The following is a 20961-nucleotide window of genomic DNA, read 5'->3' as shown; positions in this document are numbered from 1 at the left end:
TTGAAAGAACGGGTGGCGACGATGGTGGATCAGGCAAAAAAATGGCAGCCTCGAGGGGCCGCCATTTTTACGCGTGCGCCGGGTCAGGTCGGCGTGTGCAGCAATACGTTCAGTTCGTCGACGATGGGGGCCCAGTCATCATCCAGCTGGATCTTTTCCTTCAACAGCGCACCTTGTTGCGGCGTCCAGAACTCAGCTTCGGACACTTTCACACCCTCAGGCAGATGGTGCCCAGCGACGAACGCGTCGATGCTGGCCTGATCGGACTCCAGCCCCAATTGTTCGAACAAGAGCTCAAGCGACGGTGTCATGATTTCCATTATTTCTCCCGGACGGGTCGAGGACCCGGATTGGCGTGTCAGTGAGTAACCTTCTGTTGCATGGGAGTGCGAGGAGCTGGCAAGAGTTCTAACTGATTGCCTGAAGCGCCACTGACACAGCGCGCGCTCTTGGTAGGACTGGCTTTAGCCGGGAAAGCGTCGTGTGCTACACCGCAGAATTGAGGTTGACCAAACGGGCCGCTTCCCGGCTGAAGCCGGTCCTACGGACACACCGCATGCTTTCAGTGGGACCGGCTTTAGCCGGGAAGGCGTCAGGTGTCACGCCGCAGAATTGAGGTTGACCAAACGGGCCTCTTCCCGGCTGAAGCCGGTCCTACGGACACACAGCGTGCTTTCAGTGGGACTGGCTTTAGCCGGGAAAGCGTCGTGTGCTATACCGCAGAATTGAGGTTGACCAATCGGGCCTCTTCCCGGCTGAAGCCGGTCCTACGGACACACTGCGTGCTTTCAGTGGGACTGGCTTTAGCCGGGAAGGCGTCAGGTGTTACGCCGCAGAATTGAGGTTGACCAAACGGGCCGCTTCCCGGCTGAAGCCGGTCCTACGGACACACCGCATGCTTTCAGTGGGACCGGCTTTAGCCGGGAAGGCGTCAGGTGTCACGCCGCAGAATTGAGGTTGACCAAACGGGCCTCTTCCCGGCTGAAGCCGGTCCTATCGACATAGGTACGTCGGCAAAAACGTCATCACTGCGGACGAAAGGGATATATCCCTTATGGACTCACTGCCGGTAGAATCAGTGCTCACGCCAGCGTCCGGCTTCAGGGCGCACCATTTCTCGTTTCTTTCTCGCCCGGTCTCCTGTCCGGGCGAGTTCCTATCAGGTTGGGAGTTTGTACATTGGCAGTAGGTAATCTGGATACCCACGCGTTATTCGTGCTCGGCGACGTGCGCGCGAAGTTGGTGAAGCTGTTCCAGGCGCGATTCGTTTATGTCATCGAACAATCCCCTGAAGGCATTTACATGTCGGAGATCGACACCGAAACCGCACTGGTGGTCGATGACAAACCCGGGCTGGAACTGAAAGTGGGTGACCACTTCCGTGCTGCGGTATTGCCCAGCCGCGAAGGCGGCAAGTTCGAGATCCGCTTCCGCGACATCAAGATGACCATCTACGGCCTGGGTGAATACGCTTTTGTCGAAGTGCCTGAAGGCCACGGCATCGTCTTCAAAGAGTCCCACAGCATCTTCATGGTGTTCGCCGCCCACGAACAGATTCAGTCCGGCCTGAGCAAAGTCCTCAAAGCCGCCACTGCCAAAGCCGCCAAATGGCGCAAGGGCGAGCTGACGTTCAAAGCCAGCGAGTAAGAACAGCGCTTCAAAAAAACCTGCACACGGAACGCGCCCACATCACCCCCGCCCAAGCGATGGGTGGCGGGTCTGTCTGTGCTTTGAAAAAGCTTATAGGCCCAGGCTCAATGCCCCTGCTGTCTGCCGTCGCTGACTTCCGGTGGCACGTCGTCACCGGCCATGCGCTTGCGAAACAGACCGGTGCGCGCCAGCAGCAGGGTGGTCACCGGGACGGTGATTGCCAGCAGGATCGGGATCAGCCACGCGTGCAACAAGGGGCCGTCCTTCAGCGCCGAGAAGTAGACGATCGACGCCAGCGCCACGCACCACGCGCCGAGGGTCGAGGCCAACGCGGGCGGGTGCATGCGCTGGAAAAAGTCCTTCATGCGCAGCAGACCCAGCGCGCCGATCAGGCCGAACAGGCTGCTCAGCACCAGCAGCACAGCGGTCAGGACTTCGACCCAGAACGGCAACACCTGCAATGAATTCATTCGATCACCTCGCCGCGCAACAAAAATTTGGCCAGCGCGAATGAGCCGACGAAGCCGAACAGCGCGATCAGCAGCGCCGCCTCGAAGTAGGTATCACTGGCGTAACGAATGCCCAGCACCAGCATCATCAGCATCGCCAGGATGTACAGGTAGTCCAGCGCCAGTACCCGGTCCTGCGCCGACGGGCCTTTGAACAGGCGAATCAGGGTCAGGACCATGGCGAGGGTGAACACCGACAGCGTAAACAGAATCGCGTTTGTGAGCAGGGCGCTCATTGGAAAATCTCCATCAGTGGCCGTTCGTACGTGCTTTTGAAGTGCTCGATGAAGGCCGCTTCGTCGTCCAGATCGAACACATGCATCAGCAGCACGCTGCGATCCAGCGCCAGTTCAGACCAGACCGTCCCCGGCACCACCGTGCAAATCATCGCCAGCGCCGCCAGGCCGTGAGCGTCGTGAAGGTGCAGCGGCACCTTGACGAACGCCGAGCGCGGCGGACGGCGGCCCGCTCGCAGCACGCCCCAGGCGACGGCCAGATTGGACACCACCACATCGCGACCCACCAGCAGGACTAAGCGCAAGGCGACGCCGGGTTTGCGGATCCGCGCAGGCGAAGGGCGCAACGGCGCGAATATGTACGGCGCGAAGAAGCCGAGCAGGGCGCCCAGCAGCAGATTGCCCGGGCTCAGCGACAGGTTGAGCAACAGCCACAATCCCCACAGCGACAGGGACAACAGCGGCGCGGGAAACAGGCGCTTCATGGCTGCACCTGCGCCGCTGCCGAAGCAGGCCCCGGTTTCGGCCGCGCTGCCATCACCGACAGCACGTATTGCTGCGGGTCATGCAGCGCCTGCGCGGTGTCCTGGGTGTAATGCAGCAGCGCCTGGGCCTTGAACGTCAGTACGATGGCGCAGCCCACCAGCAAGGCGATCGGCAGGCATTCGTTGAGCCGCAGCAGTGGCGCCGCGTGCTCCTGGGGCGTCCAGAAGCGCTTGATGCCTACACGCACGAAAGCAAACAGCGACGTCAGTCCGGAAATAATCAGCAGCGCCACCAGCGTCCAGCTGTCGCCACGAATGGCTTCGTCCTTCGCCACATCAAGGCCCAACGGATTGAGCAGGGCGCTGATCAGCGTCAGCTTGCCGAGGAAGCCCGACAACGGCGGCATGCCGATGATCAACAGCGCGCAGGCAATGAAACTCAGGCCCAGAAACGCCATGGTCCAGGGGATGACATGGCCGACCACGGCTTTCTGCTCGTCATCCAGATTGGTCCCCGGCACCGGGTGCAAGGACTCCAGCGCCTTGGGCAACTGGTCGGCGTCTTCGTCGAGGGCGATGTCGTTGGCCGATCGCGAGCGCTCGATCAACTCCGCCAGCAGGAACAGCGCACTGAGTGCCAGGGTCGAGCTGACCAGATAAAACAGCGCGCCTGCGGTCAGGCTCGGCTGCGCGAAACCCACCGCCGAGAGCAGAATCCCCGCCGACACCAAAATGCTCAGACTGGCCATGCGCTCCAGGCGCTGGGCGGCAATCACGGAAATCGCCGCGACGGTGACGGTCGCCATGCCGCCCCAGATCAGCCAGTCTCCGCCGAAGAACGCCGACGCGCCGGCCTGACCGGAAAACAGCAGCGTCCACAACCGCAGCAGTGTGTAGAAGCCGACCTTGGTCATGATCGCGAACAGCGCCGCCACCGGTGCGCTGGCGGCGGAATAGGCCGGCACCAGCCAGAAATTCAGCGGCCACATGCCGGCCTTGGCCAGAAACGCGACCGCCAGAATGGCCGCGCCCGCGTGCAGCAGGCCCAGATCGCCCCCCGGCACCTGAGGGATCTTTATCGCCAGGTCCGCCAGGTTTAGCGTGCCGGTGACGCCGTAGATCAACGCCGCGCCGATCAGGAACAGCGACGAGGCCAGCAGATTGATGGTGATGTAATGCAAGCCCGCCGACACCCGCGCCCGTCCCGAACCGTGCAGCATCAGGCCGTAGGACGCCGCCAGCAAAACCTCGAAGAACACGAACAGGTTGAACAGGTCGGCGGTGAGAAACGCGCCATACAACCCCATCAACTGGATCTGAAACAGGGCGTGGAAACTGGCGCCGGCGCGATCCCAGCGGGCCAGGGCGAAGAGCAGGGCGCAGAAGGCGACGATGCCGGTGAGCACCAGCATCAGCGCCGACAGGTGATCGACCACCAGCATAATGCCGAACGGCGCCTCCCAGTTGCCCGGCAGGTACACACCGATGGAGCCGGTGGTGCCGGTCTTCTGCACCCACATCATCAGCGTGATGGCGATGGCCAGGCCTAGCCCGGTGGAGAAGAGGTTGATCCGTGCTTTCAGCGGGCGGTGTTTCTCGCCGAGCCACAGCACCAGTGCGGCAGTCAGCACCGGCAGCAGAATCGGCGCGACGATCAGTTGATTCATCACGCTCATTCACCCAGCTCCCGACCGTCGACATGGTCGTTGCCGGTCAGACCGCGCGAAGCCAACAGCACCACCAGAAACAGTGCGGTCATGGCGAAACTGATGACGATGGCCGTCAGCACCAGCGCCTGGGGCAGGGGATCGGTGTAATTGAGCAAGTCCTGGGGCACGCCGTCCTTGATGATCGGCGCCTTGCCGATGAACAGGCTGCCCATGCTGAAGATGAACAGATTGACGCCGTAGGACAGCAGGCACAGGCCCATCACGACCTGAAAGGTCCGTGGACGCAGGATCAGCCACACGCCGGAGGCGGCGAGCACGCCGATGGCAATGGCGATGACTTCTTCCATCAGATCGCTCCTTGTGAAATCGGGCTATCGGCCGGGACCGGTTCAATGGGCTGCGGCAGCGAGGTCGGGCGATGGCTGCGCACCGACTGGTGAGCCAGCGCCGTGAGGATCAGCAGCGTCGAGCCGACCACCACCGCGTACACGCCGATGTCGAAAAACAGCGCGCTGGCGATGTGCAGGTCACCCAGTATCGGCAGGTCGAGATGGGCGGTGTGGGTGGTCATGAACGGATAACCCAGGGCCATCGAACCCAGCCCCGTGGCCAGCGCGAAGAACAGCCCGGTGCCCATCCAGCGCAATGGCCGCAGGCTCATGTTGGCCTCGACCCACTGGGTGCCGGCGACCATGTATTGCAGGATGAACGCCACCGACATGACCAGCCCGGCCACGAAACCGCCACCCGGCTGGTTATGCCCGCGCATGAACAGGTACATCGACACCACGAAGGCCACCGGCAACAGCAGGCGCACCAGCACCGCCGGCACCATCATGAAGCCCAGTGCGGTATCGGCGGCGTGGCGCGGATTCACCAGATCGGTGACCACGTCGCGGGCCAGTAACCGCTGTTGTGCCGGCAGGGCGATGCTTTCTCTAGGCGGACGGAAGCGGCGCAGCAGGGCGAAGACCGTTAGCGCCACCACGGCCAGTACGGTGATTTCGCCAAAGGTGTCGAACCCACGGAAGTCCACAAGCATGACGTTGACGGCGTTGGTGCCGCCGCCCTGGGCCAGGGCGCGGCTCAGGTAAAACTCGGAAATGGTGTTCGGCGTCGGCCGCGTCAGCATCGCGTAGGACAACACCGCCATGCCGCCACCCACCGCCACGGCAAGGACGAAATCGCGGATCCGCCGCACCTTGGCCCGGCGTCGCGCCTGGGAGGGTGGCGGTACGTTTTCGTTGCGTCGCGGCAGCCAGCGCAGGCCCAGCAGAATCAGCACCGTGGTGACGACTTCCACCACCAGTTGGGTCAGCGCCAGGTCAGGCGCGGAAAACCAGACGAAGGTCACGCAGGTCATCAGCCCGCAGACGCTGACCATGGTCACGGCCGCCAGCCGGTGGTACTTGGCTTGCCAGGCGGCGCCGATGGCGCAGGCAATCGCGATCAGCCAGAGCATCACAAATACGCCGGAACCCGGAATCTTCGGTCTATCCCCCCAACTCAGTCCGCTTTCGTACATCGGCACGAAACCCGCGACCAGCGCGGCCAGCACCATCAAAAACAGCTGCGCCTGCAGGCGACGTGTCGTCAACAGCCCCTCGAGCCGGCGTGCGGCGCGCATCTTGAGCACCAGCACGCGCTCGAACATGCGCTTGCCGTTCAGGCGCCAGATCAGCGGTGGCCCATTGACCTGTTTGCGCTTGATCGGGCCGCGCAGCAGCAGGTACAGCAGGATCCCGGCGGCCATGGCGATCAGGCTCATGACCATCGGCGCGTTCAGCCCGTGCCAGATCGCCAGGCTGTATTCGGGGAGTTCACCCCCCACTACCGGCTGCGCCGCGGCGGCAAGCAACGGCCCGACCGACTGCGCGGGGAAAATGCCGACAATCAGGCAGGCCAGCACCAGCAGTTCAACCGGCACGCGCATCCAGCGCGGCGGCTCGTGGGGCGTGTGGGGCAGGCGCGTGGCTTTCGGGCCGAAGAACACATCGACAGTGAAGCGCAGGGAATACGCCACGCTGAAAATCCCGGCGATCGTGGCGATCACCGGCAGGGCGATCTCCACCCAGTCGGTCGAGGTGATGAACACCGTTTCAGCGAAGAACATTTCCTTCGACAGGAAGCCATTGAGCAGCGGCACCCCGGCCATTGACGCGCTGGCGACCATCGCCAGCGTCGCGGTGTAAGGCATCAGCTTGATCAGCCCACTGAGTTTGCGGATGTCGCGGGTGCCGCTTTCGTGGTCAATGATCCCCGCCGCCATGAACAGCGACGCTTTGAACGTGGCGTGGTTGAGGATGTGGAACACGGCGGCGACGGCGGCCAGCGGGCTGTTCAGGCCCAGCAGCAGGGTGATCAGCCCCAGGTGACTGATGGTGGAATAAGCCAGCAGGCCCTTGAGGTCGTTTTGAAAGATCGCGGAATAGGCGCCGATCACCAGCGTGCACGCACCCGCGCCGCTGACGATCCAGAACCACTGTTCACTGCCCGACAGCGATGGCCACAGGCGCGCGAGCAGGAATACCCCTGCCTTGACCATCGTCGCCGAGTGCAGATACGCCGACACCGGTGTCGGCGCCGCCATGGCGTGGGGCAGCCAGAAGTGGAAAGGGAATTGCGCACTCTTGCTGAGTGCGCCGATCAGAATCAGCGTCAGCAGAACGGGGTAGAGCGCGTGGGCGCGAATCGCATCGCCCGAGGCCAGCACGCGATCCAGGTCATAACTGCCGACAACGTGCCCGAGCAGCATCATCCCGACCAGCAGCGCGAGGCCGCCGGCGCCGGTGACCATCAGCGCCATGTAAGCGCCGCGTCGGGCATCGGCGCGGTGGTGCCAGTAGCCGATCAGCAGGAACGAGAAGACGCTGGTCAGCTCCCAGAAAAACACGATTTGAATGAGGTTGCCGGACATGACCAGCCCGAGCATGGCGCCCATGAACGCGAGAAAGAACGAGAAAAAACGCGGCACCGGGTCGTCCGGCGACATGTAATAGCGCGCATACAGCGACACCAGCGCGCCGATCCCCAGCACCAGCATCGAGAACAGCCAGGCAAAACCGTCCAGGCGCAGGACGAAGTTCAGGCCCAGGCTGGGCAGCCAGAAAAACTCTTCTCTGATGACCCCGCCGTGGGCGATCTGCGGATACCACAGCGCCACTTGCACCGCGCCGATCAAGGCGATCAGGCCGGCGAGGATGGATTCACTGTTGCGTGCGTTGTGCGGCAAAAGCGCCGCCATACAGCTGCCGATGAAAGGCAGAAGCAGTAGAACTATCAGGGACATAGGTTTCTGATCTGCGGAGAAATGTCAAGGATCATACGGGGCGGGTCCGGGATGACCAAACGCCAAGATGTCGCAGAATCCTACAAAGTTTGTAGGGTGCAGCGTAGTCCATGGCAATTGACGGACCGTTTTTCGCCTGAAGCCCGGCTGCCCGATTTGGCGTACCACACCAATTAAGCGACAATGCCGGCCTGTTCCCGGAGCGCCCCATGTCTGATTCCATTGGCCCCATGTCTGATTCCATTAAAAGCCCCGCCGTCGATGCCGTGCTCGACGCCACCGGCCTCAATTGCCCCGAGCCGGTCATGATGCTGCACCAGAAAGTGCGTGACCTGCCGCCCGGCGGCCTGCTCAAGGTGATTGCCACCGATCCGTCCACCCAGCGCGATATCCCCAAATTCTGTGTTTTCCTCGGCCACGAGTTGGTGGACAAACAGGCTGGCGACGGTGAGTTCCTGTACTGGATCCGCAAGAAGCTCGACTGATTGGCTGCGTACCCGCTGACGCTTTTCGCGTCGCGCTGGCTCGGCAGGGTTCTGGCGCCTACACTGCGGCCACTCCAGGAGCCCTGACATGCGCATAGTTGCCGACGAAAACATTCCCTTGCTCGACGCCTTTTTTGCAGGATTCGGTGATATCCAGCGTCACCCGGGCCGCACGCTCGACCGCGCTGCCGTCGCCGAGGCCGAGATCCTGCTGGTGCGCTCGGTCACCCGGGTCGACCGCGCCTTGCTCGAAGGCACGCCCGTGCGCTTTGTCGGCACCTGCACCATCGGCACCGATCACCTCGACCTCGACTACTTCAAAGCAGCCGGCATTCAATGGTCCAGCGCCCCGGGCTGCAACGCCCGTGGCGTGGTGGACTATGTGCTGGGCAGCCTCCTGACCCTGGCGGAAATCGAAGGCGTCGAGCTCGCCAGTCGCACCTACGGCGTCGTCGGCGCGGGTCAGGTCGGCGGTCGTCTGATAGAGGTCCTGCGCGGCTTTGGTTGGAACGTGCTGGTCTGCGACCCGCCGCGTCAGTCCAGCGAAGGCGGCGATTACGTCAGCCTCGACGAGATCATCGCCCGTTGCGATGTGATCAGCTTGCACACACCCCTGGATAAAACCGGCGACACACCCACCTGGCACCTGTTCGACCGCGCCCGTTTGCAGCAACTCAAGCACGGCGCCTGGCTGATCAATGCAGCGCGCGGGCCGGTGGTCGATAACGCCGCCCTGCGCCATGTGCTGCTGGAGCGCGAAGACCTGCAAGCGGTGCTGGATGTCTGGGAGAAAGAGCCGGCGGTCGACGTCGAGCTGGCCGAGCTGTGCGTCATCGGCACGCCGCATATCGCTGGCTACAGCCTCGACGGCCGGCAGCGTGGCACGGCGCAGATCTATCAGGCCCTGTGCGCGCACCTTGGCCAACCGACGAGCATCAAACTGGAAGACCTGTTGCCCAAGCCATGGCTGGCACAGGTCACGCTGGATGCCGCGACGGACCCGGTCTGGGCGCTGAACGCGCTGTGCCGCGGCGTTTACGATCCGCGTCGCGACGACGCGGATTTTCGCCGCAGCCTGGTGGGGGATGCCGACAGCCAGCGCCTGTCCTTCGACGCCTTGCGCAAGCATTATCCGCCGCGTCGGGAAATCGACAGCCTGCGGGTTCGTATCAACGGCGAGTCGGCAGCGTTGCGCCAGATCGTTGAGGCCTTGGGCGCTCAGGTTGTCACTGAGTGAGTCGTGCACTGCGCGACAGCGTGAATGCCAGCACTGGCCACCGATCTTGGCATGGACGCGAATCCTTCGGCGCCGGCTTGATGGCGAACGCATTTCCGTAGGCGCAGTTGCAGTGACTGAACAATCGGGTTCGCCAGCAAGCCGGCTCCTACGGAGCAGGGTCAACGTTGTACGCAAACAGGGTCTCAAGCCGCCTTACGCCGTATGACGCCGATCGGCGCCCATAAAAAACCCGGCAACCGGGCCGGGTTTCAATCAAATCTGCGCATCAATCTTGTTTTTCGGGCTGCACCCAGTACTTCTCGCATTCCTGGCAGGCGGCCTGGACCATTTCTTCAGTGATCAGGATTTCCTGCCCGTTTCTGTCGAGAATCGCACCGCCCAGTTGCAGTTCGGGTTGAGGGCGGAACACGGGTTCTTGATTGCTGCTGCTTTGCAAGCTCATGGCCTGTCTCCTCATCAGGTAAGTGCGCGTCGATAGTAGCCACGCCTGCATGACTGCGAAGTGACACCCGCTTTGACCGACCTGCTTCGCCAGCACGGTCGCAAGTCGCCGGGGAAGGCGGTGTCCAGGGGGGCAAGTCGCCGGGGAAGGCGGTGTCCAGGGGGGCAAGCGCACTGGCGTAACAGCATTTCTTGACTGACCGCAGCGCGCGGAGTTCAGCGAAAGCTGACGAGCGTGCGCGGGGAGGGAGGTGTAGGCTCTGCGGCTGATTCGTCTTGTGGGTGTACTCCATGGCTTCAGTCTTTTCCGGCCGCCAGCGGCATGCCATTCGTCTTGCCCTGCGCATGATCGCGCCGTACCGCAAGCAGGCCATCGGTGCGTTGCTTGCGCTGGTGGTCACCGCCGCCATTACCCTTTCGATGGGGCAGGGCATCCGGCTGATGGTCGATCAGGGCTTTATGACCCGTTCACCGACGCTGCTCAATGAAACCATCGCCCTGTTCATGGGGCTTGTGGTCGCGCTCGCGGTCGGCACCTTCGCGCGTTTTTATCTGGTCTCCTGGATCGGCGAACGCGTTGTTGCCGATCTGCGCAAGCAGGTGTTCGACCATTTGGTCAGCCTGCACCCCGGCTTCTACGAGAACAATCGCAGCTCGGAAATCCAGTCACGGCTGACCGCTGACACCACCCTGCTGCAGTCAGTGATCGGTTCGTCGCTGTCGATGTTCCTGCGCAACGCGCTGATGGTCATCGGCGGGATCATTCTGCTGTTCTTCACCAATCCCAAGCTCACCAGCATCGTCGTCGTGGCATTGCCGCTGGTGATCGCGCCGATCCTGATTTTCGGGCGGCGCGTGCGCAGCCTGTCGCGGGAGAGCCAGGACCGGGTGGCGGATGTCGGCAGCTATGTGTCCGAGGCGCTGGGTCAGATCAAAACCGTGCAGGCCTACAACCATCAGGAGCAGGATCGGCAGCGTTTTGCGCAGACCGCCGAAGACGCATTCGAGACGGCGCGCAAGCGGATTCTGCAACGCTCGTGGCTGATTACCCTGGTGATCGTGCTGGTGTTGGGGGCGGTGGGCGTGATGCTCTGGGTCGGCGGCATGGACGTGATTGCCGGCCGCATCTCCGGCGGCGAGCTGGCGGCGTTCGTGTTCTACAGCCTGATCGTCGGCAGCGCATTCGGCACCCTCAGTGAGGTCATCGGCGAAATGCAACGGGCGGCGGGCGCGGCAGAGCGCATCACCGAATTGCTGCAGGCGCGCAGCGAAATCACTGCGCCCGCCAGCGATCTGCTCACGCTGCCCAAACGCATCAGCGGCCGCCTGGCGCTGGAAAACCTCAGTTTCGCCTACCCCTCACGCCCGGAACGCAATGCCGTGGACGGCTTGAGCCTGACCGTCGACGCGGGGGAAACCCTGGCGCTGGTCGGGCCTTCCGGCGCGGGCAAGTCAACGCTGTTCGACCTCCTGCTGCGTTTCTACGACCCGCAGCAAGGGCGCGTGCTGATTGATGGCATTCCTGCCGAACGCCTCGATCCGCTGGACCTGCGCCGTTGCTTCGCCTGGGTGTCGCAGACGCCGGCGCTGTTTTTCGGCTCGGTGGAGGACAACATTCGCTACGGCAACCCGGCCGCGAGTGTCGAGCAGGTGGAGGCAGCAGCGCGGATTGCCCATGCCCATGAGTTTATTCAGCTGCTGCCCCAGGGTTATCAGACGCACTTGGGTGACGGCGGCATGGGCTTGTCGGGCGGGCAGCGTCAGCGGTTGGCCATCGCGCGAGCTTTGCTGGCCGATGCACCGATTCTGTTGCTCGACGAAGCCACCAGTGCGCTGGATGCCCAGAGTGAGTACCTGATTCAGCAGGCGTTGCCGACGTTGATGAAGGGCCGTACGACCCTGGTGATCGCCCATCGACTGGCGACGGTGCAGAACGCGGACCGTATTGCGGTAATGGATCAGGGGAAATTGGTGGCGGTGGGAACCCATCGGGAGCTGATTGCCAGCAACCCGCTGTACGCGCGGCTGGCCGCCTTGCAGTTCAACGCCGGGGTGGAGCAGGCCGGCTGAATGCCGACCTGAATCTGCGCATCAGTCTTTGCGGTATTCGCAGAGGTAAGCGGTTTCTTCGGTCGCTTCGACGTCGAATTTGACGTTTGCCGGGATCTTGAAATCCGCACCGGCTTTGAAGGTTTCCCAATCATTGGCGCCCGGTAGCAGTACTTTCAGCTCGCCTGAAATCACGTGCATGATTTCGCGGTCGCTGGTGCCGAAGTTGTATTTTCCGGGAGCCATGACGCCGATGGTCGCGTCGCCTGCCGCTTGCTTGAAGGCGATGGATTTGACGGTACCGTCGAAATACTCGTTGACCTTGAACATGGCTGATCTCCTTGGGAAGGGCTGGAAAAGGCCGGACAGTATGCCGAACGTATAAAAGGCCGTCATCCGCTTTGGTAAATGCGTCACGCTTCAGCCTGGAATCACCAGTGGTAACAAACGTGCGGTATTGCGCGCGTCCGAGAGCGCCCGGTGTTGCTGGCCATTGAAATGCATTCCCGCCAGTTGCAGCGCGGTGTTCAGGCCGCAGGGTTTTTGCAGGTGACGGGCTTTGGCGAAGCGTTGTTTCAGGTTGATGTGGGGCAGGGTGGCGAGTTCGCTGCTGAGCTGGTGCTGACGCCAGTCCTGTTGCAGTTGCTGACGATCGTAATCGCCCCAACTGGTCCAGGCGACCAGTCGCTCGCGGTGTTGGGCGATCCAGCGTTCGAACTGTGGCCATACGGCGGGCAGCGTCAGGGCACTGTCGATGAAGCTCTGCTGAATGTGCGTCAACTCGCGGCAGAAGGGCGTTAGCAATGGCCGTCGCACGGGCCGCACGTAGCGTTCGAAATGGTCGATTTCGCGCCCGTCCTGATTGACCAGTGACGCACCGATTTCGATGATTTCCATTTCCGCTACCGGCCATCCGCCCTCTTCGGTGGTGGCCTCCAGGTCTATCACCAGCCAGTAGGGCATCTCGAACTCCTGTTTCATAACCTGCGGCAGCGCCCTGGAGCGTAGCCACATCATGGCCGTCACGTCCAACTGCCCGGCGCAGATGATCCATCATTGGGACTCGCGGCAGGCAGGAAGGTTTGCAGGGGCAGCGTCTTTTGTAGCGTCTGACTTGCATATGGCCGGGACAGCGCTTGCCTGGCCAACGCGCCTCGGCATAAATTGCAGGCGCATTCGGTCCTCACATAAAGCGCAGCGCGGTCGATAACGCAAAGGACAAGGACAGCTTCAGCCGGGAATGCACTGTTTGGCAGGACCGGCTTTAGCCGGGAAAGCGTCAGTCGGCACACCACAAACGGGTGGCGCTCAGACGGGCCTCTTCCCGGCTAAAGCCGGTCCTGGAAAGACATCGCGCGCATCCAGCCGGGAAGGAGGCGTTAAGGAGAAGAAAGGGCCGGGGATGGCGGGAGTTTGGGAGACGGGGCATTTAGCCTCTGTTTGACCGTTGTCTAATTGATCGCGAACGCATAGCTTACGTACTCCGTTTCGCCTGAGGTGCCTTGTCTTGATGTCCATGCCGATGCGGATGGCTTTTAAAACCCTGCTGTTCACGACCACAACGCTGTGGGCCTGGCAGGCCGGTGCGACGCAGATCGTGCGCATTGGTGCGGCGCATTTCCCGCCGTATACGATTCGTCCCGAGCGCGGCGAAGACACCGGGCTGTTGCCGCAGATGATCACCGCGCTGAACGCGATGCAGAACGACTACCGCTTTGAAGCGGTGCCCACTTCCATTCCGCGCCGGTTTCGCGATTTCCAGCAGGCGCGCTTCGACATGGCCATTTTCGAAAACCCCGCCTGGGGCTGGAAAGGCATTCCCCATGAAGATGTCGATATGGGGCTCGAAGACGCCGAAGTGTTTGTCGCCCATCGCTTGCAGGGCAGGACCCAGACGTATTTCGATGAGTTGCACGGCAAGCGCCTCGCGCTGTTCAGCGGCTATCACTACGCGTTCGCGGGTTTCGACGCCGACCCTAAATTCCTTGCCGACAACTACAACGCCACGCTGACCTATTCCCATGACAGCAACCTGCTGATGGTGCTGCGCGACCGTGCGGACATCGCGCTGGTGACGCGCTCCTACCTGAGCACGTTCATGTCGAATAACCCGCAGGACGCCGACCAGTTTTTGGTCTCGGACCGTGTGGACCAGGTCTATCGGCACTACGCGCTGTTGCGCCCGGATGCACCCATCAGCGGCGAACGCTTCAGCGAATTGCTCCGGCAGCTACGGGAAAATGGCGAGATGTTCAAAATCTTTCAGCCGTTTCGCATCGCGGTGACCCCACAATCCACCCATCACGCGGTGGCGCTGGGCGAAGGTGCGGACAGGGACTGACGAAGGCGAGTATTACCGGCTGAGGAAGCGCGGCGGGTGATCAGGCGGGCGGGGTGCGGGAGCGCTGATGATGCGCTCCTCACAACACAGGCTCAGCGGTCTCGCGCTTCTTTTGCGTCCATCTCGGCATTTCGCTCGTGGACGCGCTTGAGTTGTTCATCGGTGAGGGGCAGTTTCTTCGCTGAATCCTTGAGCATCAGCAGACCGCCGACGATCGATCCGATTGCAACGACCAGAATTAACCAGGCATACCAGGGCATAACGCTCTCCTTCTTGTGATATGGCTTGGAGCAGCGACGCTGTCCAGTGGTTCAATTGTAGGAGATGCTCGACGCCTGGCGCGGGTCGGGCAGGCATTTACCGATTGCCGGGTCCCGCCCTGCAGGATGTTCGGCTACAATGCGCGCCGATTTCGACTTGCCAGAGAACCCGCTCATGTCCGCCTGCCAGACCCCCATCATCGTCGCCCTGGATTTCCCGACCCGCGAAGCCGCGTTGAATCTGGCTGATCAACTGGACCCCAAGCTGTGCCGGGTCAAAGTGGGCAAGGAGCTGTTCACCAGTTGCGCATCGGATATCGTCGAAACCCTCAACAGCAAAGGCTTCGAAGTGTTCCTGGACCTCAAATTCCACGACATTCCCAACACCACGGCGATGGCGGTCAAGGCCGCCGCTGAAATGGGCGTGTGGATGGTTAACGTGCACTGCTCCGGCGGCCTGCGCATGATGGCGGCCTGCCGTGACGTACTGGATCAGCGCACCGGCCCCAGGCCGCTGTTGATTGGCGTGACCGTGCTGACCAGCATGGAGCGCGAGGATCTGGCAGGGATCGGTCTGGACATCGAGCCCCAGGAGCAGGTGCTGCGGTTGGCGGCGCTGGCTGAAAAAGCCGGGATGGACGGTCTGGTGTGTTCCGCGCTGGAAGCCCAGGCGCTGAAAGCGGCGCATCCGTCGCTGCAACTGGTGACGCCAGGCATTCGTCCGGCCGGCAGTGCGCTGGACGATCAGCGCCGCATCCTCACGCCGCGTCAGGCGCTGGATGCGGGCTCCGATTATCTGGTCATCGGCCGCCCGATCAGCCAGGCCGCCGATCCGGCGAAAGCGTTGGCAGCGGTGGTGGCGGAGCTGGCGTAAAACGCGCCATCCGCTGCCGGACTCGATCCTGTAGGAGCGCGCTTGCCCGCGATCGCGGTATGTCAGCGACTTAAGTTACCGCCTGACACGCCGCATTCGCCAGTTGCGCGCACCACCGGTTTCTCACTCAGAAACCGCTGCGTTTCAGGATTGAATCCATGCTCTCCTTCGACGGCCGACCGTAGAACTTCAGCAATTCCGAAGCCCGGTTGGTGAAGAACCCGTCCACCCCTTGTTTGCTGATCGCTTTGAAATCCACCGCGTCATCCACGGTGTACGGGTGAACGATCATTCCGCGATCGTGGGCCATCTTGTTCATCCACGGCTGCACCAGGTCACTGTAGCTCTGGTCCCCGCCGTTCTTCAGCGCTGCCGACGGCCCGGTACCTACGGCGCCGTGGGCTTTGGCCCAGTCCATCCAGGTGGCGAACTCTTCTTTGGATTTCACCTGCTGGCTGGCGTAAAAGCTGGCTTTGTCCATGGCCCCCGAGTCCTTGAAAGTCTTGCCCGACGCCGTTTCGATAGAGCCGTCACCCAGCCACAGCAGCAGCACTTTCGGGGTGTCGGGCATGCTCTTCTGCAGCAACTCCAGACTTGGTTTTTCAAAGGTCTGCAACACCACGCGGCCCGGCATGTGGGCGACGTTGACGTAGCCTTTCTCGGCTGCAGGACGCTGGCTCAGCCATCCGCGCTGATCGAGCTTCTTCTTCAAATCTTCTTCGATGCCCGGAAACTGCGCCGGCACCTTGGTCTCGATGTACAGACCGGGCTTGTTCTTGCCGCCTTCGGCGATGTCGATGACCTCGTCCAGCGTCAGAATCTTCAGCCCGGCGTAGGTGGCGCGGCCGCGATCCGGGTAGGCCTTGTTGAACCACGAGCCGGCGTCGAGGCGTTTGATTTCTTCCAGCGTGAACGTGTTCAGCGGGTCCTTGGCCCGTTGCGGGTAGACCTCGGCGATGTTGGTGGTGCGCTCCAGCGTGTTGTCATGCAGCGCGATGAGCACGCCATCCTTGGTGCGCTGAATGTCCATCTCCAGGTAATCCGCGCCCAGTTCGCGGGCCAGCGTGTAGGACGGGACGGTCTCCTCGGGCGCATTGAACGATGCACCGCGATGGGCAATCACTGCCGGCCACGGCACGCCGATCTTCGCCGCCAGCGCCCGCCCCGGTTCCTTGCCGGTGTCCGCGGCGGCCAGGGCTACGGCGGAAGACAACAACACACCGGCAATCGCGGCGCCGCTCAACGTTCTGGATAATCCTTTCAACATGGTTCTGACGTTCCTTTTGCGCAAGTCCGTTCATGGCGCAGCCGTTGCCGCACCGCATGGCACATCGTTTTTATCGTGGCGAAATCGGGTGTCGCAAGGTTCAGACCTTAAACAGCAACGGGCATGGCGGGCAACCGCGGTTGTCGTTCTGGGGGGGATTGCTGTCGGTTTGACGGAGATTGTAGAGGCCACGGCTGCTCCGTTGACTCGGTATCGAGTGCCTGAAAGTGTCGGCGTGTCCTGTGACGTTAATGGGTCTGCCGGGCTGATGCATATTGTCAGAACACTGGATTTTCCGTGTCCGCCTTTGCCCAACCGCTCTCACTCGCGCTACTGTCAGCTCCACGAATTTCGCGCAGCGGAGGGATGATGAAAACGGTGTTGGTGCTGGTTGAAAGCGTGAACATGTATTTACCGATTCTGGAAAGCAGCGGCTTTCGCCTGATTCTGGCGCCGACGCCGGCGATGCGTGCGGAGGCGGTAGCGAACGGGGGCGAGGAGATTGACGCTGTTTTGACCCGCGGGCCGCTGGGTTTCACCGCCGAGGAAATGGCTGTGCTACCGAATCTCGGCATCATCTGTGTGATTGGCGCCGGCTACGAGCGGGTCGACCTCGAAGCCGCCGAGGCGCGGGGCATCGTGGTGACCAACGGGGCAGGGGTGAACGCGCCGAGTGTGGCGGACCATGCGATGGCCTTGCTGCTGGCGGCGGTTCGCGACATTCCCCAGGCCGACGCCTCGGTGCGCCGCAACGAATGGCGCAAGGTCACACGGCCCTCGTTCGCTGGCAAACGCCTGGGCATTCTCGGTCTGGGCTCGGTCGGGATGGCCATCGCCAAACGCGCGCTGGGGTTCGACATGGTGATCAATTATCACAGCCGCTCGCCGCGCCCGGGCGTGGATTTCAACTATTGCCCGACGCCGCTGGCGCTGGCCGAAGCGTCGGACTTTCTGGTAGTCGCAACGCCTGGCGGCGGCTCGACGCGGCACCTGATCGACAAGGCCGCCATCGAAGCGTTGGGCGCTGACGGCTTCATCGTCAACATCGCCCGGGCCAGTGTCGTCGACACCGATGCGCTGATCGACGCGCTCCAGCAGGGCCGCCTGGCCGGGGCGGCGCTTGACGTGTTCGATGACGAACCGCATGTCCCCGATGCCCTGAAAGCGTTGAACAACGTGGTCCTCTCTCCGCACCTTGCCGGGCTGTCGCCGGAAGCATCGCGCGACACCGTGCAAATGGTCGCCGACAACCTGCTGGCGTTTTACGCGGGCCAGCCGGTGCTGACCCCTGTTCACAGCTGATACGGGGTTGCCGCGGCCATGATGGACCGCAGAACGCTCCCCAACAAAAACGCTTTAATAAAAAGAGGAATCGCGCATGTCTTCATCATCTGGCCTGAAAGTCGCTCTGGTCACTGGCGCCGGCAGCGGCATTGGCCGTGCCGTGGCGCTGCAATGGCTGGCTGACGGTTTTGCCGTGGTGCTGGCCGGGCGTCGGCCTGAACCGTTGCAGGCGCTGGTCGAACAGGCCGAGGCTGCCGGGCAGCAGGCGTTGGCGGTGCCGACGGATGTGCGCGATCCGGCCAGTGTCGAGGCGCTGTTCGCGACCATTGAACGCACATTCGGTCGACTGGACGTTTCGTTCAATAACGCTGGCATCGGCGCACCGGCAGTGCCGATGGACGAGTTGTCGGTCGAGCAGTGGAAGAACGTCATCGACACCAATGTCACCGGGATGTTTTTGTGCGTGCGTGCCGCGTTCGGCCTGATGCGGCGTCAGGTGCCCCAGGGCGGCCGGATCATCAACAACGGTTCGATTTCGGCCCACACGCCGCGGCTGTTCAGCTCGCCTTATACGTCCAGCAAACACGCGGTGCTGGGCCTGACCAAAAGCACAGCGCTGGACGGTCGGCCGTTCAATATCGCCTGTGGCCAGATCGACATCGGCAACGCCCTGACCGACATGACCGACCGCATGACCAAAGGCGTGTTGCAGCCCAACGGCGATCTGCAGGTCGAGCCGACCATGAATGTGCAGCACGTGGCCGAAGCGGTGAGTTACATGGCCGGGCTGCCACTGTCGGCCAACGTGCTGAACATGACCGTCATGGCCAGCGGCATGCCGTTTGTAGGGCGTGGCTGATCGGTCGGCTCGGCTCGTTGGGTTGAGTCGCGTTGCGTTGTTTTGTCCAAAACCTGGTGGGATCCGTCCAACCCGGCTGAGCGATCAATCGCCACACTCAACCCATGCCGAGCCACCTTCAATCGAGGACACTGCCATGACCGAGTTCGTTATCGCCCCCGTTGCCACACCGTCCCTGGCCGTCGCCGGGACGTCCAGCCGTTTTCCGATTCGTCGGGTTTTCTGTGTTGGCCGCAATTACTCCGATCACGCCCGGGAAATGGGCCACGACCCTGACCGCGAGCCGCCGTTCTTCTTCATGAAGCCCGCCGACGCCGTGGTACCCGCCCAAGGCCAGGTCGCCTACCCGCCGCTCACCGAGGACCTGCATCACGAGATCGAACTGGTCGTGGCGATCGGCAAGGACGGCGTGAACATTGACCCGCAGGACGCTTTGACCCACGTGTGGGGCTACGGCGTCGGCCTGGACCTCACCCGCCGCGACTTGCAGGCGCAGGCCAAGAAAATGGGCCGGCCATGGGAGTGGGCCAAAGCGTTCGATGCCTCCGCGCCTGCTACGCCGCTGCACCCGGTTAGCGAGATCGGGCATCCGGAGGCGGGTGCGATCTGGCTCGACGTCAATGGCGAGCGCCGCCAGCGTGGCGATCTGTCTGACCAGATCTGGGCTGTCAGGGACGTGATCGCGTACCTGTCGCAGTCGGTTGGGGTCAAGGCGGGCGACCTGATCTACACCGGCACGCCGGCCGGGGTAGGCGCTTTGCAGCGCGGTGATGTGGTCACCGCCGGGATCGAAGGCATTGCCGAACTGAGTGTGACAATCGGCTGATCCCATGTTGACGCCCGGCTGATAATCGTTTGGTCCGGCTGCCGCCGTTGCCCTACCATGGGGCAGTCCGAACCCGCGATTTCAGGTGTTTCAGCGATGGCCCATCCCTCCCGCATCCAGACCTATGGCATGCAGCAGCGCAGCGACCGCATGGATTTCTACATCCGTGACAAGTCCGCCCGACCCGCGCTGACGGCGCCCCATCGTCATGAATATTTTCAGATCCAGATCAACCTCGGCGGCGACACCGTGCAGCACATCGGTGGCGCGGTCAGGCCGTTTCCGCGCAACACCCTGGCGTTCATCCTGCCCCATCGCCTGCACGTGATTCCGCACCCGGAAGACGGCAACTTTGTGCTGATCAACTTTTCTCAGGAATTTCTCCTGCAGCATCTGCAGTGCGATCCGATGGACCTTGAAGACGTGCCCGTCGCCGAGGCGCCTGAGCTGGCGCCGTTCCGGTTTCAGGAGCATCTGGATTTCACGCTCGACGACGCCGACTTCGCTGAAGTGACCGCGCTGTTGCTGCAGATGCGTGACATGGACCGCGCGAGGCAGCTGGGCTCTGGCGCGATCCTGCGAGGCTGTCTGCTGCAATTGATCGGCATGGTGTGCAATCGCTACGAAGCGCAGTTGCTGGCGCTGTCGGCGAACAAGGCCGAGCGGCGTGGACGGCGCGATGCGATGAGCCGCGTGATCGACTACATTCGTGAACACATCGCCGATCCGGCCATGACCCTCACCGATGCCGCGGCGGCGGCCTTTCTGTCGCCCAACTACCTGACCCACCTGCTGCGCAAGGAAACCGGCAAGACCTTTTCCGAACTGGTCCTGGAGCGGCGCATGGGGCTGGCGCGCACGCATTTGATGAACAGCAGCAAACCCCTGAGCCATATCGCACAAATCTGTGGGTTTACCGACGAAGCCTATTTTTCGCGGCGCTTTCGCAAAGCCCATGGCATGCCACCGGGGCAGTTTCGCCGGGAGCGGCGGGGTGGTTGAGTAGGACTGAGAGGGGGCTGCGTCTTACCGCATAAGTGATAGTGCCTGAACCTGCCTCTTCCCGGCTGAAGCCGGTCCCACTATTGCATCGCACGACGCTCCGCGGCACTTCCTCATGCTTGATCGACGCAGAGCGTCCGGGGCTGCATTCCCACGCGGAGCGTGGGAACGATCAGGTGTCGTGAACACCGCGT

22 protein-coding genes are annotated in these 20961 nt (G+C 62.4%); 10 read left to right on the top strand and 12 right to left on the bottom strand.

Features of this window, described 5'->3' with window-relative positions; genetic code table 11:
• Positions 1–83: 83 nt before the first annotated feature.
• Positions 84–320 (bottom strand): DUF2789 family protein, encoded by a 237-nt coding sequence (locus L4G42_RS00265; protein ID WP_237252184.1) that lies wholly within the window; start codon positions 318–320, stop codon positions 84–86.
• An 859-nt stretch (positions 321–1179) separates the two neighbouring features.
• Here L4G42_RS00265 and L4G42_RS00260 point away from each other — a divergent pair.
• Positions 1180–1647, top strand: coding sequence for a hypothetical protein (locus tag L4G42_RS00260; RefSeq protein WP_133776506.1), 468 nt, complete (start codon positions 1180–1182; stop codon positions 1645–1647).
• A gap of 107 nt (positions 1648–1754) precedes the next feature.
• Here the strand turns inward: L4G42_RS00260 and L4G42_RS00255 are convergent, their stop codons facing one another.
• Genes L4G42_RS00255 through L4G42_RS00230 form a run of 6 tightly spaced genes read right to left on the bottom strand, consistent with a single transcriptional unit; the run spans position 1755 to position 7839 of the window.
• The gene (locus L4G42_RS00255) at positions 1755–2120 is read right to left on the bottom strand and encodes a Na+/H+ antiporter subunit G (RefSeq protein WP_237252183.1); all 366 of its coding nucleotides are present in this window, start codon (positions 2118–2120) and stop codon (positions 1755–1757) included.
• Positions 2117–2395 carry a K+/H+ antiporter subunit F gene (locus L4G42_RS00250; protein ID WP_065986223.1) on the bottom strand — a complete coding sequence of 93 codons (279 nt, stop codon included), beginning with the start codon at positions 2393–2395 and terminating at the stop codon, positions 2117–2119. Before L4G42_RS00250 ends, L4G42_RS00255 begins: the two co-directional genes overlap by 4 nt.
• Positions 2392–2880 (bottom strand): Na+/H+ antiporter subunit E, encoded by a 489-nt coding sequence (locus L4G42_RS00245; protein ID WP_237252182.1) that lies wholly within the window; start codon positions 2878–2880, stop codon positions 2392–2394. Before L4G42_RS00245 ends, L4G42_RS00250 begins: the two co-directional genes overlap by 4 nt.
• Entirely contained in the window at positions 2877–4556 is a 1680-nt protein-coding gene (locus tag L4G42_RS00240) for a monovalent cation/H+ antiporter subunit D (RefSeq protein ID WP_237252181.1), read from the bottom strand. Before L4G42_RS00240 ends, L4G42_RS00245 begins: the two co-directional genes overlap by 4 nt.
• Positions 4553–4897, bottom strand: a complete 345-nt coding sequence (locus L4G42_RS00235) for a Na+/H+ antiporter subunit C (protein WP_237252180.1) — start codon at positions 4895–4897, stop codon at positions 4553–4555. Before L4G42_RS00235 ends, L4G42_RS00240 begins: the two co-directional genes overlap by 4 nt.
• Entirely contained in the window at positions 4897–7839 is a 2943-nt protein-coding gene (locus L4G42_RS00230; RefSeq protein WP_237252179.1) for a monovalent cation/H+ antiporter subunit A, read from the bottom strand. The genes L4G42_RS00235 and L4G42_RS00230 overlap by 1 nt, the downstream gene beginning before the upstream one ends.
• 230 nt (positions 7840–8069) lie before the next feature.
• Between L4G42_RS00230 and tusA the strand changes: the two genes are divergently transcribed.
• Both tusA and pdxB read left to right on the top strand, forming a co-directional pair.
• Entirely contained in the window at positions 8070–8324 is a 255-nt protein-coding gene (gene tusA, locus L4G42_RS00225; protein WP_237252274.1) for a sulfurtransferase TusA, read from the top strand.
• 88 nt (positions 8325–8412) lie between these two features.
• Positions 8413–9561, top strand: coding sequence for a 4-phosphoerythronate dehydrogenase PdxB (gene pdxB, locus L4G42_RS00220; RefSeq protein ID WP_237259096.1), 1149 nt, complete (start codon positions 8413–8415; stop codon positions 9559–9561).
• A gap of 268 nt (positions 9562–9829) precedes the next feature.
• Here pdxB and L4G42_RS00215 read toward each other — a convergent pair whose 3' ends face one another.
• Entirely contained in the window at positions 9830–10006 is a 177-nt protein-coding gene (locus L4G42_RS00215) for a PA1571 family protein (protein WP_166650608.1), read from the bottom strand.
• Between the two features lie 290 nt (positions 10007–10296).
• Between L4G42_RS00215 and L4G42_RS00210 the strand changes: the two genes are divergently transcribed.
• The gene (locus L4G42_RS00210; protein WP_237252177.1) at positions 10297–12075 is read left to right on the top strand and encodes an ABC transporter transmembrane domain-containing protein; all 1779 of its coding nucleotides are present in this window, start codon (positions 10297–10299) and stop codon (positions 12073–12075) included.
• A 21-nt stretch (positions 12076–12096) separates the two neighbouring features.
• Here L4G42_RS00210 and ppnP read toward each other — a convergent pair whose 3' ends face one another.
• Both ppnP and L4G42_RS00200 read right to left on the bottom strand, forming a co-directional pair.
• A complete protein-coding gene (ppnP, locus tag L4G42_RS00205; protein ID WP_237252176.1) occupies positions 12097–12384 on the bottom strand; it encodes a pyrimidine/purine nucleoside phosphorylase in 288 nt (95 codons plus the stop codon).
• Positions 12385–12474: 90 nt separating this feature from the next.
• Positions 12475–13017, bottom strand: a complete 543-nt coding sequence (locus L4G42_RS00200) for a 3'-5' exonuclease (RefSeq protein WP_237252175.1) — start codon at positions 13015–13017, stop codon at positions 12475–12477.
• Positions 13018–13564: 547 nt separating this feature from the next.
• Here L4G42_RS00200 and L4G42_RS00195 point away from each other — a divergent pair.
• Positions 13565–14395 carry a substrate-binding periplasmic protein gene (locus tag L4G42_RS00195; protein ID WP_237252174.1) on the top strand — a complete coding sequence of 277 codons (831 nt, stop codon included), beginning with the start codon at positions 13565–13567 and terminating at the stop codon, positions 14393–14395.
• 92 nt (positions 14396–14487) lie between these two features.
• Here the strand turns inward: L4G42_RS00195 and L4G42_RS00190 are convergent, their stop codons facing one another.
• The gene (locus L4G42_RS00190) at positions 14488–14655 is read right to left on the bottom strand and encodes a DUF2897 family protein (RefSeq protein ID WP_065986232.1); all 168 of its coding nucleotides are present in this window, start codon (positions 14653–14655) and stop codon (positions 14488–14490) included.
• Positions 14656–14830: 175 nt separating this feature from the next.
• Between L4G42_RS00190 and pyrF the strand changes: the two genes are divergently transcribed.
• Positions 14831–15529 (top strand): orotidine-5'-phosphate decarboxylase, encoded by a 699-nt coding sequence (pyrF, locus tag L4G42_RS00185; protein ID WP_237252273.1) that lies wholly within the window; start codon positions 14831–14833, stop codon positions 15527–15529.
• 127 nt (positions 15530–15656) lie between these two features.
• Here the strand turns inward: pyrF and L4G42_RS00180 are convergent, their stop codons facing one another.
• Positions 15657–16796 (bottom strand): glycerophosphodiester phosphodiesterase, encoded by a 1140-nt coding sequence (locus L4G42_RS00180; protein WP_237252173.1) that lies wholly within the window; start codon positions 16794–16796, stop codon positions 15657–15659.
• A gap of 369 nt (positions 16797–17165) precedes the next feature.
• Between L4G42_RS00180 and L4G42_RS00175 the strand changes: the two genes are divergently transcribed.
• The 4 genes from L4G42_RS00175 to L4G42_RS00160 all read left to right on the top strand — a co-directional run bounded on the left by L4G42_RS00175 (position 17166) and on the right by L4G42_RS00160 (position 20767).
• Positions 17166–18098, top strand: coding sequence for a 2-hydroxyacid dehydrogenase (locus tag L4G42_RS00175; RefSeq protein WP_237252172.1), 933 nt, complete (start codon positions 17166–17168; stop codon positions 18096–18098).
• A gap of 76 nt (positions 18099–18174) precedes the next feature.
• On the top strand, positions 18175–18939 hold the full coding sequence (locus L4G42_RS00170) for an SDR family oxidoreductase (protein WP_237252171.1): 765 nt from the start codon (positions 18175–18177) through the stop codon (positions 18937–18939).
• A gap of 136 nt (positions 18940–19075) precedes the next feature.
• Positions 19076–19765, top strand: a complete 690-nt coding sequence (locus L4G42_RS00165; RefSeq protein ID WP_237252170.1) for a fumarylacetoacetate hydrolase family protein — start codon at positions 19076–19078, stop codon at positions 19763–19765.
• Between the two features lie 96 nt (positions 19766–19861).
• A complete protein-coding gene (locus L4G42_RS00160) occupies positions 19862–20767 on the top strand; it encodes a helix-turn-helix transcriptional regulator (protein WP_237252169.1) in 906 nt (301 codons plus the stop codon).
• Positions 20768–20961: the final 194 nt, after the last annotated feature.

It is taken from the genome of Pseudomonas petrae (assembly GCF_021728295.1).
Taxonomy (GTDB): Bacteria; Pseudomonadota; Gammaproteobacteria; order Pseudomonadales; family Pseudomonadaceae; genus Aquipseudomonas; species Aquipseudomonas petrae.
This window is presented reverse-complemented; position numbering and strand designations above follow the sequence as displayed.

Bases quoted from the DNA above. Each gene is read 5' to 3' on its own strand.
- L4G42_RS00265 (WP_237252184.1), bottom strand. From the start codon at position 320: ATGGAAATCATGACACCGTCGCTTGAGCTCTTGTTCGAACAATTGGGG.
- L4G42_RS00255 (WP_237252183.1), bottom strand. From the start codon at position 2,120: ATGAATTCATTGCAGGTGTTGCCGTTCTGGGTCGAAGTCCTGACCGCT.
- L4G42_RS00250 (WP_065986223.1), bottom strand. From the start codon at position 2,395: ATGAGCGCCCTGCTCACAAACGCGATTCTGTTTACGCTGTCGGTGTTC.
- L4G42_RS00245 (WP_237252182.1), bottom strand. From the start codon at position 2,880: ATGAAGCGCCTGTTTCCCGCGCCGCTGTTGTCCCTGTCGCTGTGGGGA.
- L4G42_RS00240 (WP_237252181.1), bottom strand. From the start codon at position 4,556: ATGAGCGTGATGAATCAACTGATCGTCGCGCCGATTCTGCTGCCGGTG.
- L4G42_RS00235 (WP_237252180.1), bottom strand. From the start codon at position 4,897: ATGGAAGAAGTCATCGCCATTGCCATCGGCGTGCTCGCCGCCTCCGGC.
- L4G42_RS00230 (WP_237252179.1), bottom strand. From the start codon at position 7,839: ATGTCCCTGATAGTTCTACTGCTTCTGCCTTTCATCGGCAGCTGTATG.
- tusA (WP_237252274.1), top strand. From the start codon at position 8,070: ATGTCTGATTCCATTAAAAGCCCCGCCGTCGATGCCGTGCTCGACGCC.
- pdxB (WP_237259096.1), top strand. From the start codon at position 8,413: ATGCGCATAGTTGCCGACGAAAACATTCCCTTGCTCGACGCCTTTTTT.
- L4G42_RS00215 (WP_166650608.1), bottom strand. From the start codon at position 10,006: ATGAGCTTGCAAAGCAGCAGCAATCAAGAACCCGTGTTCCGCCCTCAA.
- L4G42_RS00210 (WP_237252177.1), top strand. From the start codon at position 10,297: ATGGCTTCAGTCTTTTCCGGCCGCCAGCGGCATGCCATTCGTCTTGCC.
- ppnP (WP_237252176.1), bottom strand. From the start codon at position 12,384: ATGTTCAAGGTCAACGAGTATTTCGACGGTACCGTCAAATCCATCGCC.
- L4G42_RS00200 (WP_237252175.1), bottom strand. From the start codon at position 13,017: ATGCCCTACTGGCTGGTGATAGACCTGGAGGCCACCACCGAAGAGGGC.
- L4G42_RS00195 (WP_237252174.1), top strand. From the start codon at position 13,565: ATGTCCATGCCGATGCGGATGGCTTTTAAAACCCTGCTGTTCACGACC.
- L4G42_RS00190 (WP_065986232.1), bottom strand. From the start codon at position 14,655: ATGCCCTGGTATGCCTGGTTAATTCTGGTCGTTGCAATCGGATCGATC.
- pyrF (WP_237252273.1), top strand. From the start codon at position 14,831: ATGTCCGCCTGCCAGACCCCCATCATCGTCGCCCTGGATTTCCCGACC.
- L4G42_RS00180 (WP_237252173.1), bottom strand. From the start codon at position 16,796: ATGTTGAAAGGATTATCCAGAACGTTGAGCGGCGCCGCGATTGCCGGT.
- L4G42_RS00175 (WP_237252172.1), top strand. From the start codon at position 17,166: ATGAAAACGGTGTTGGTGCTGGTTGAAAGCGTGAACATGTATTTACCG.
- L4G42_RS00170 (WP_237252171.1), top strand. From the start codon at position 18,175: ATGTCTTCATCATCTGGCCTGAAAGTCGCTCTGGTCACTGGCGCCGGC.
- L4G42_RS00165 (WP_237252170.1), top strand. From the start codon at position 19,076: ATGACCGAGTTCGTTATCGCCCCCGTTGCCACACCGTCCCTGGCCGTC.
- L4G42_RS00160 (WP_237252169.1), top strand. From the start codon at position 19,862: ATGGCCCATCCCTCCCGCATCCAGACCTATGGCATGCAGCAGCGCAGC.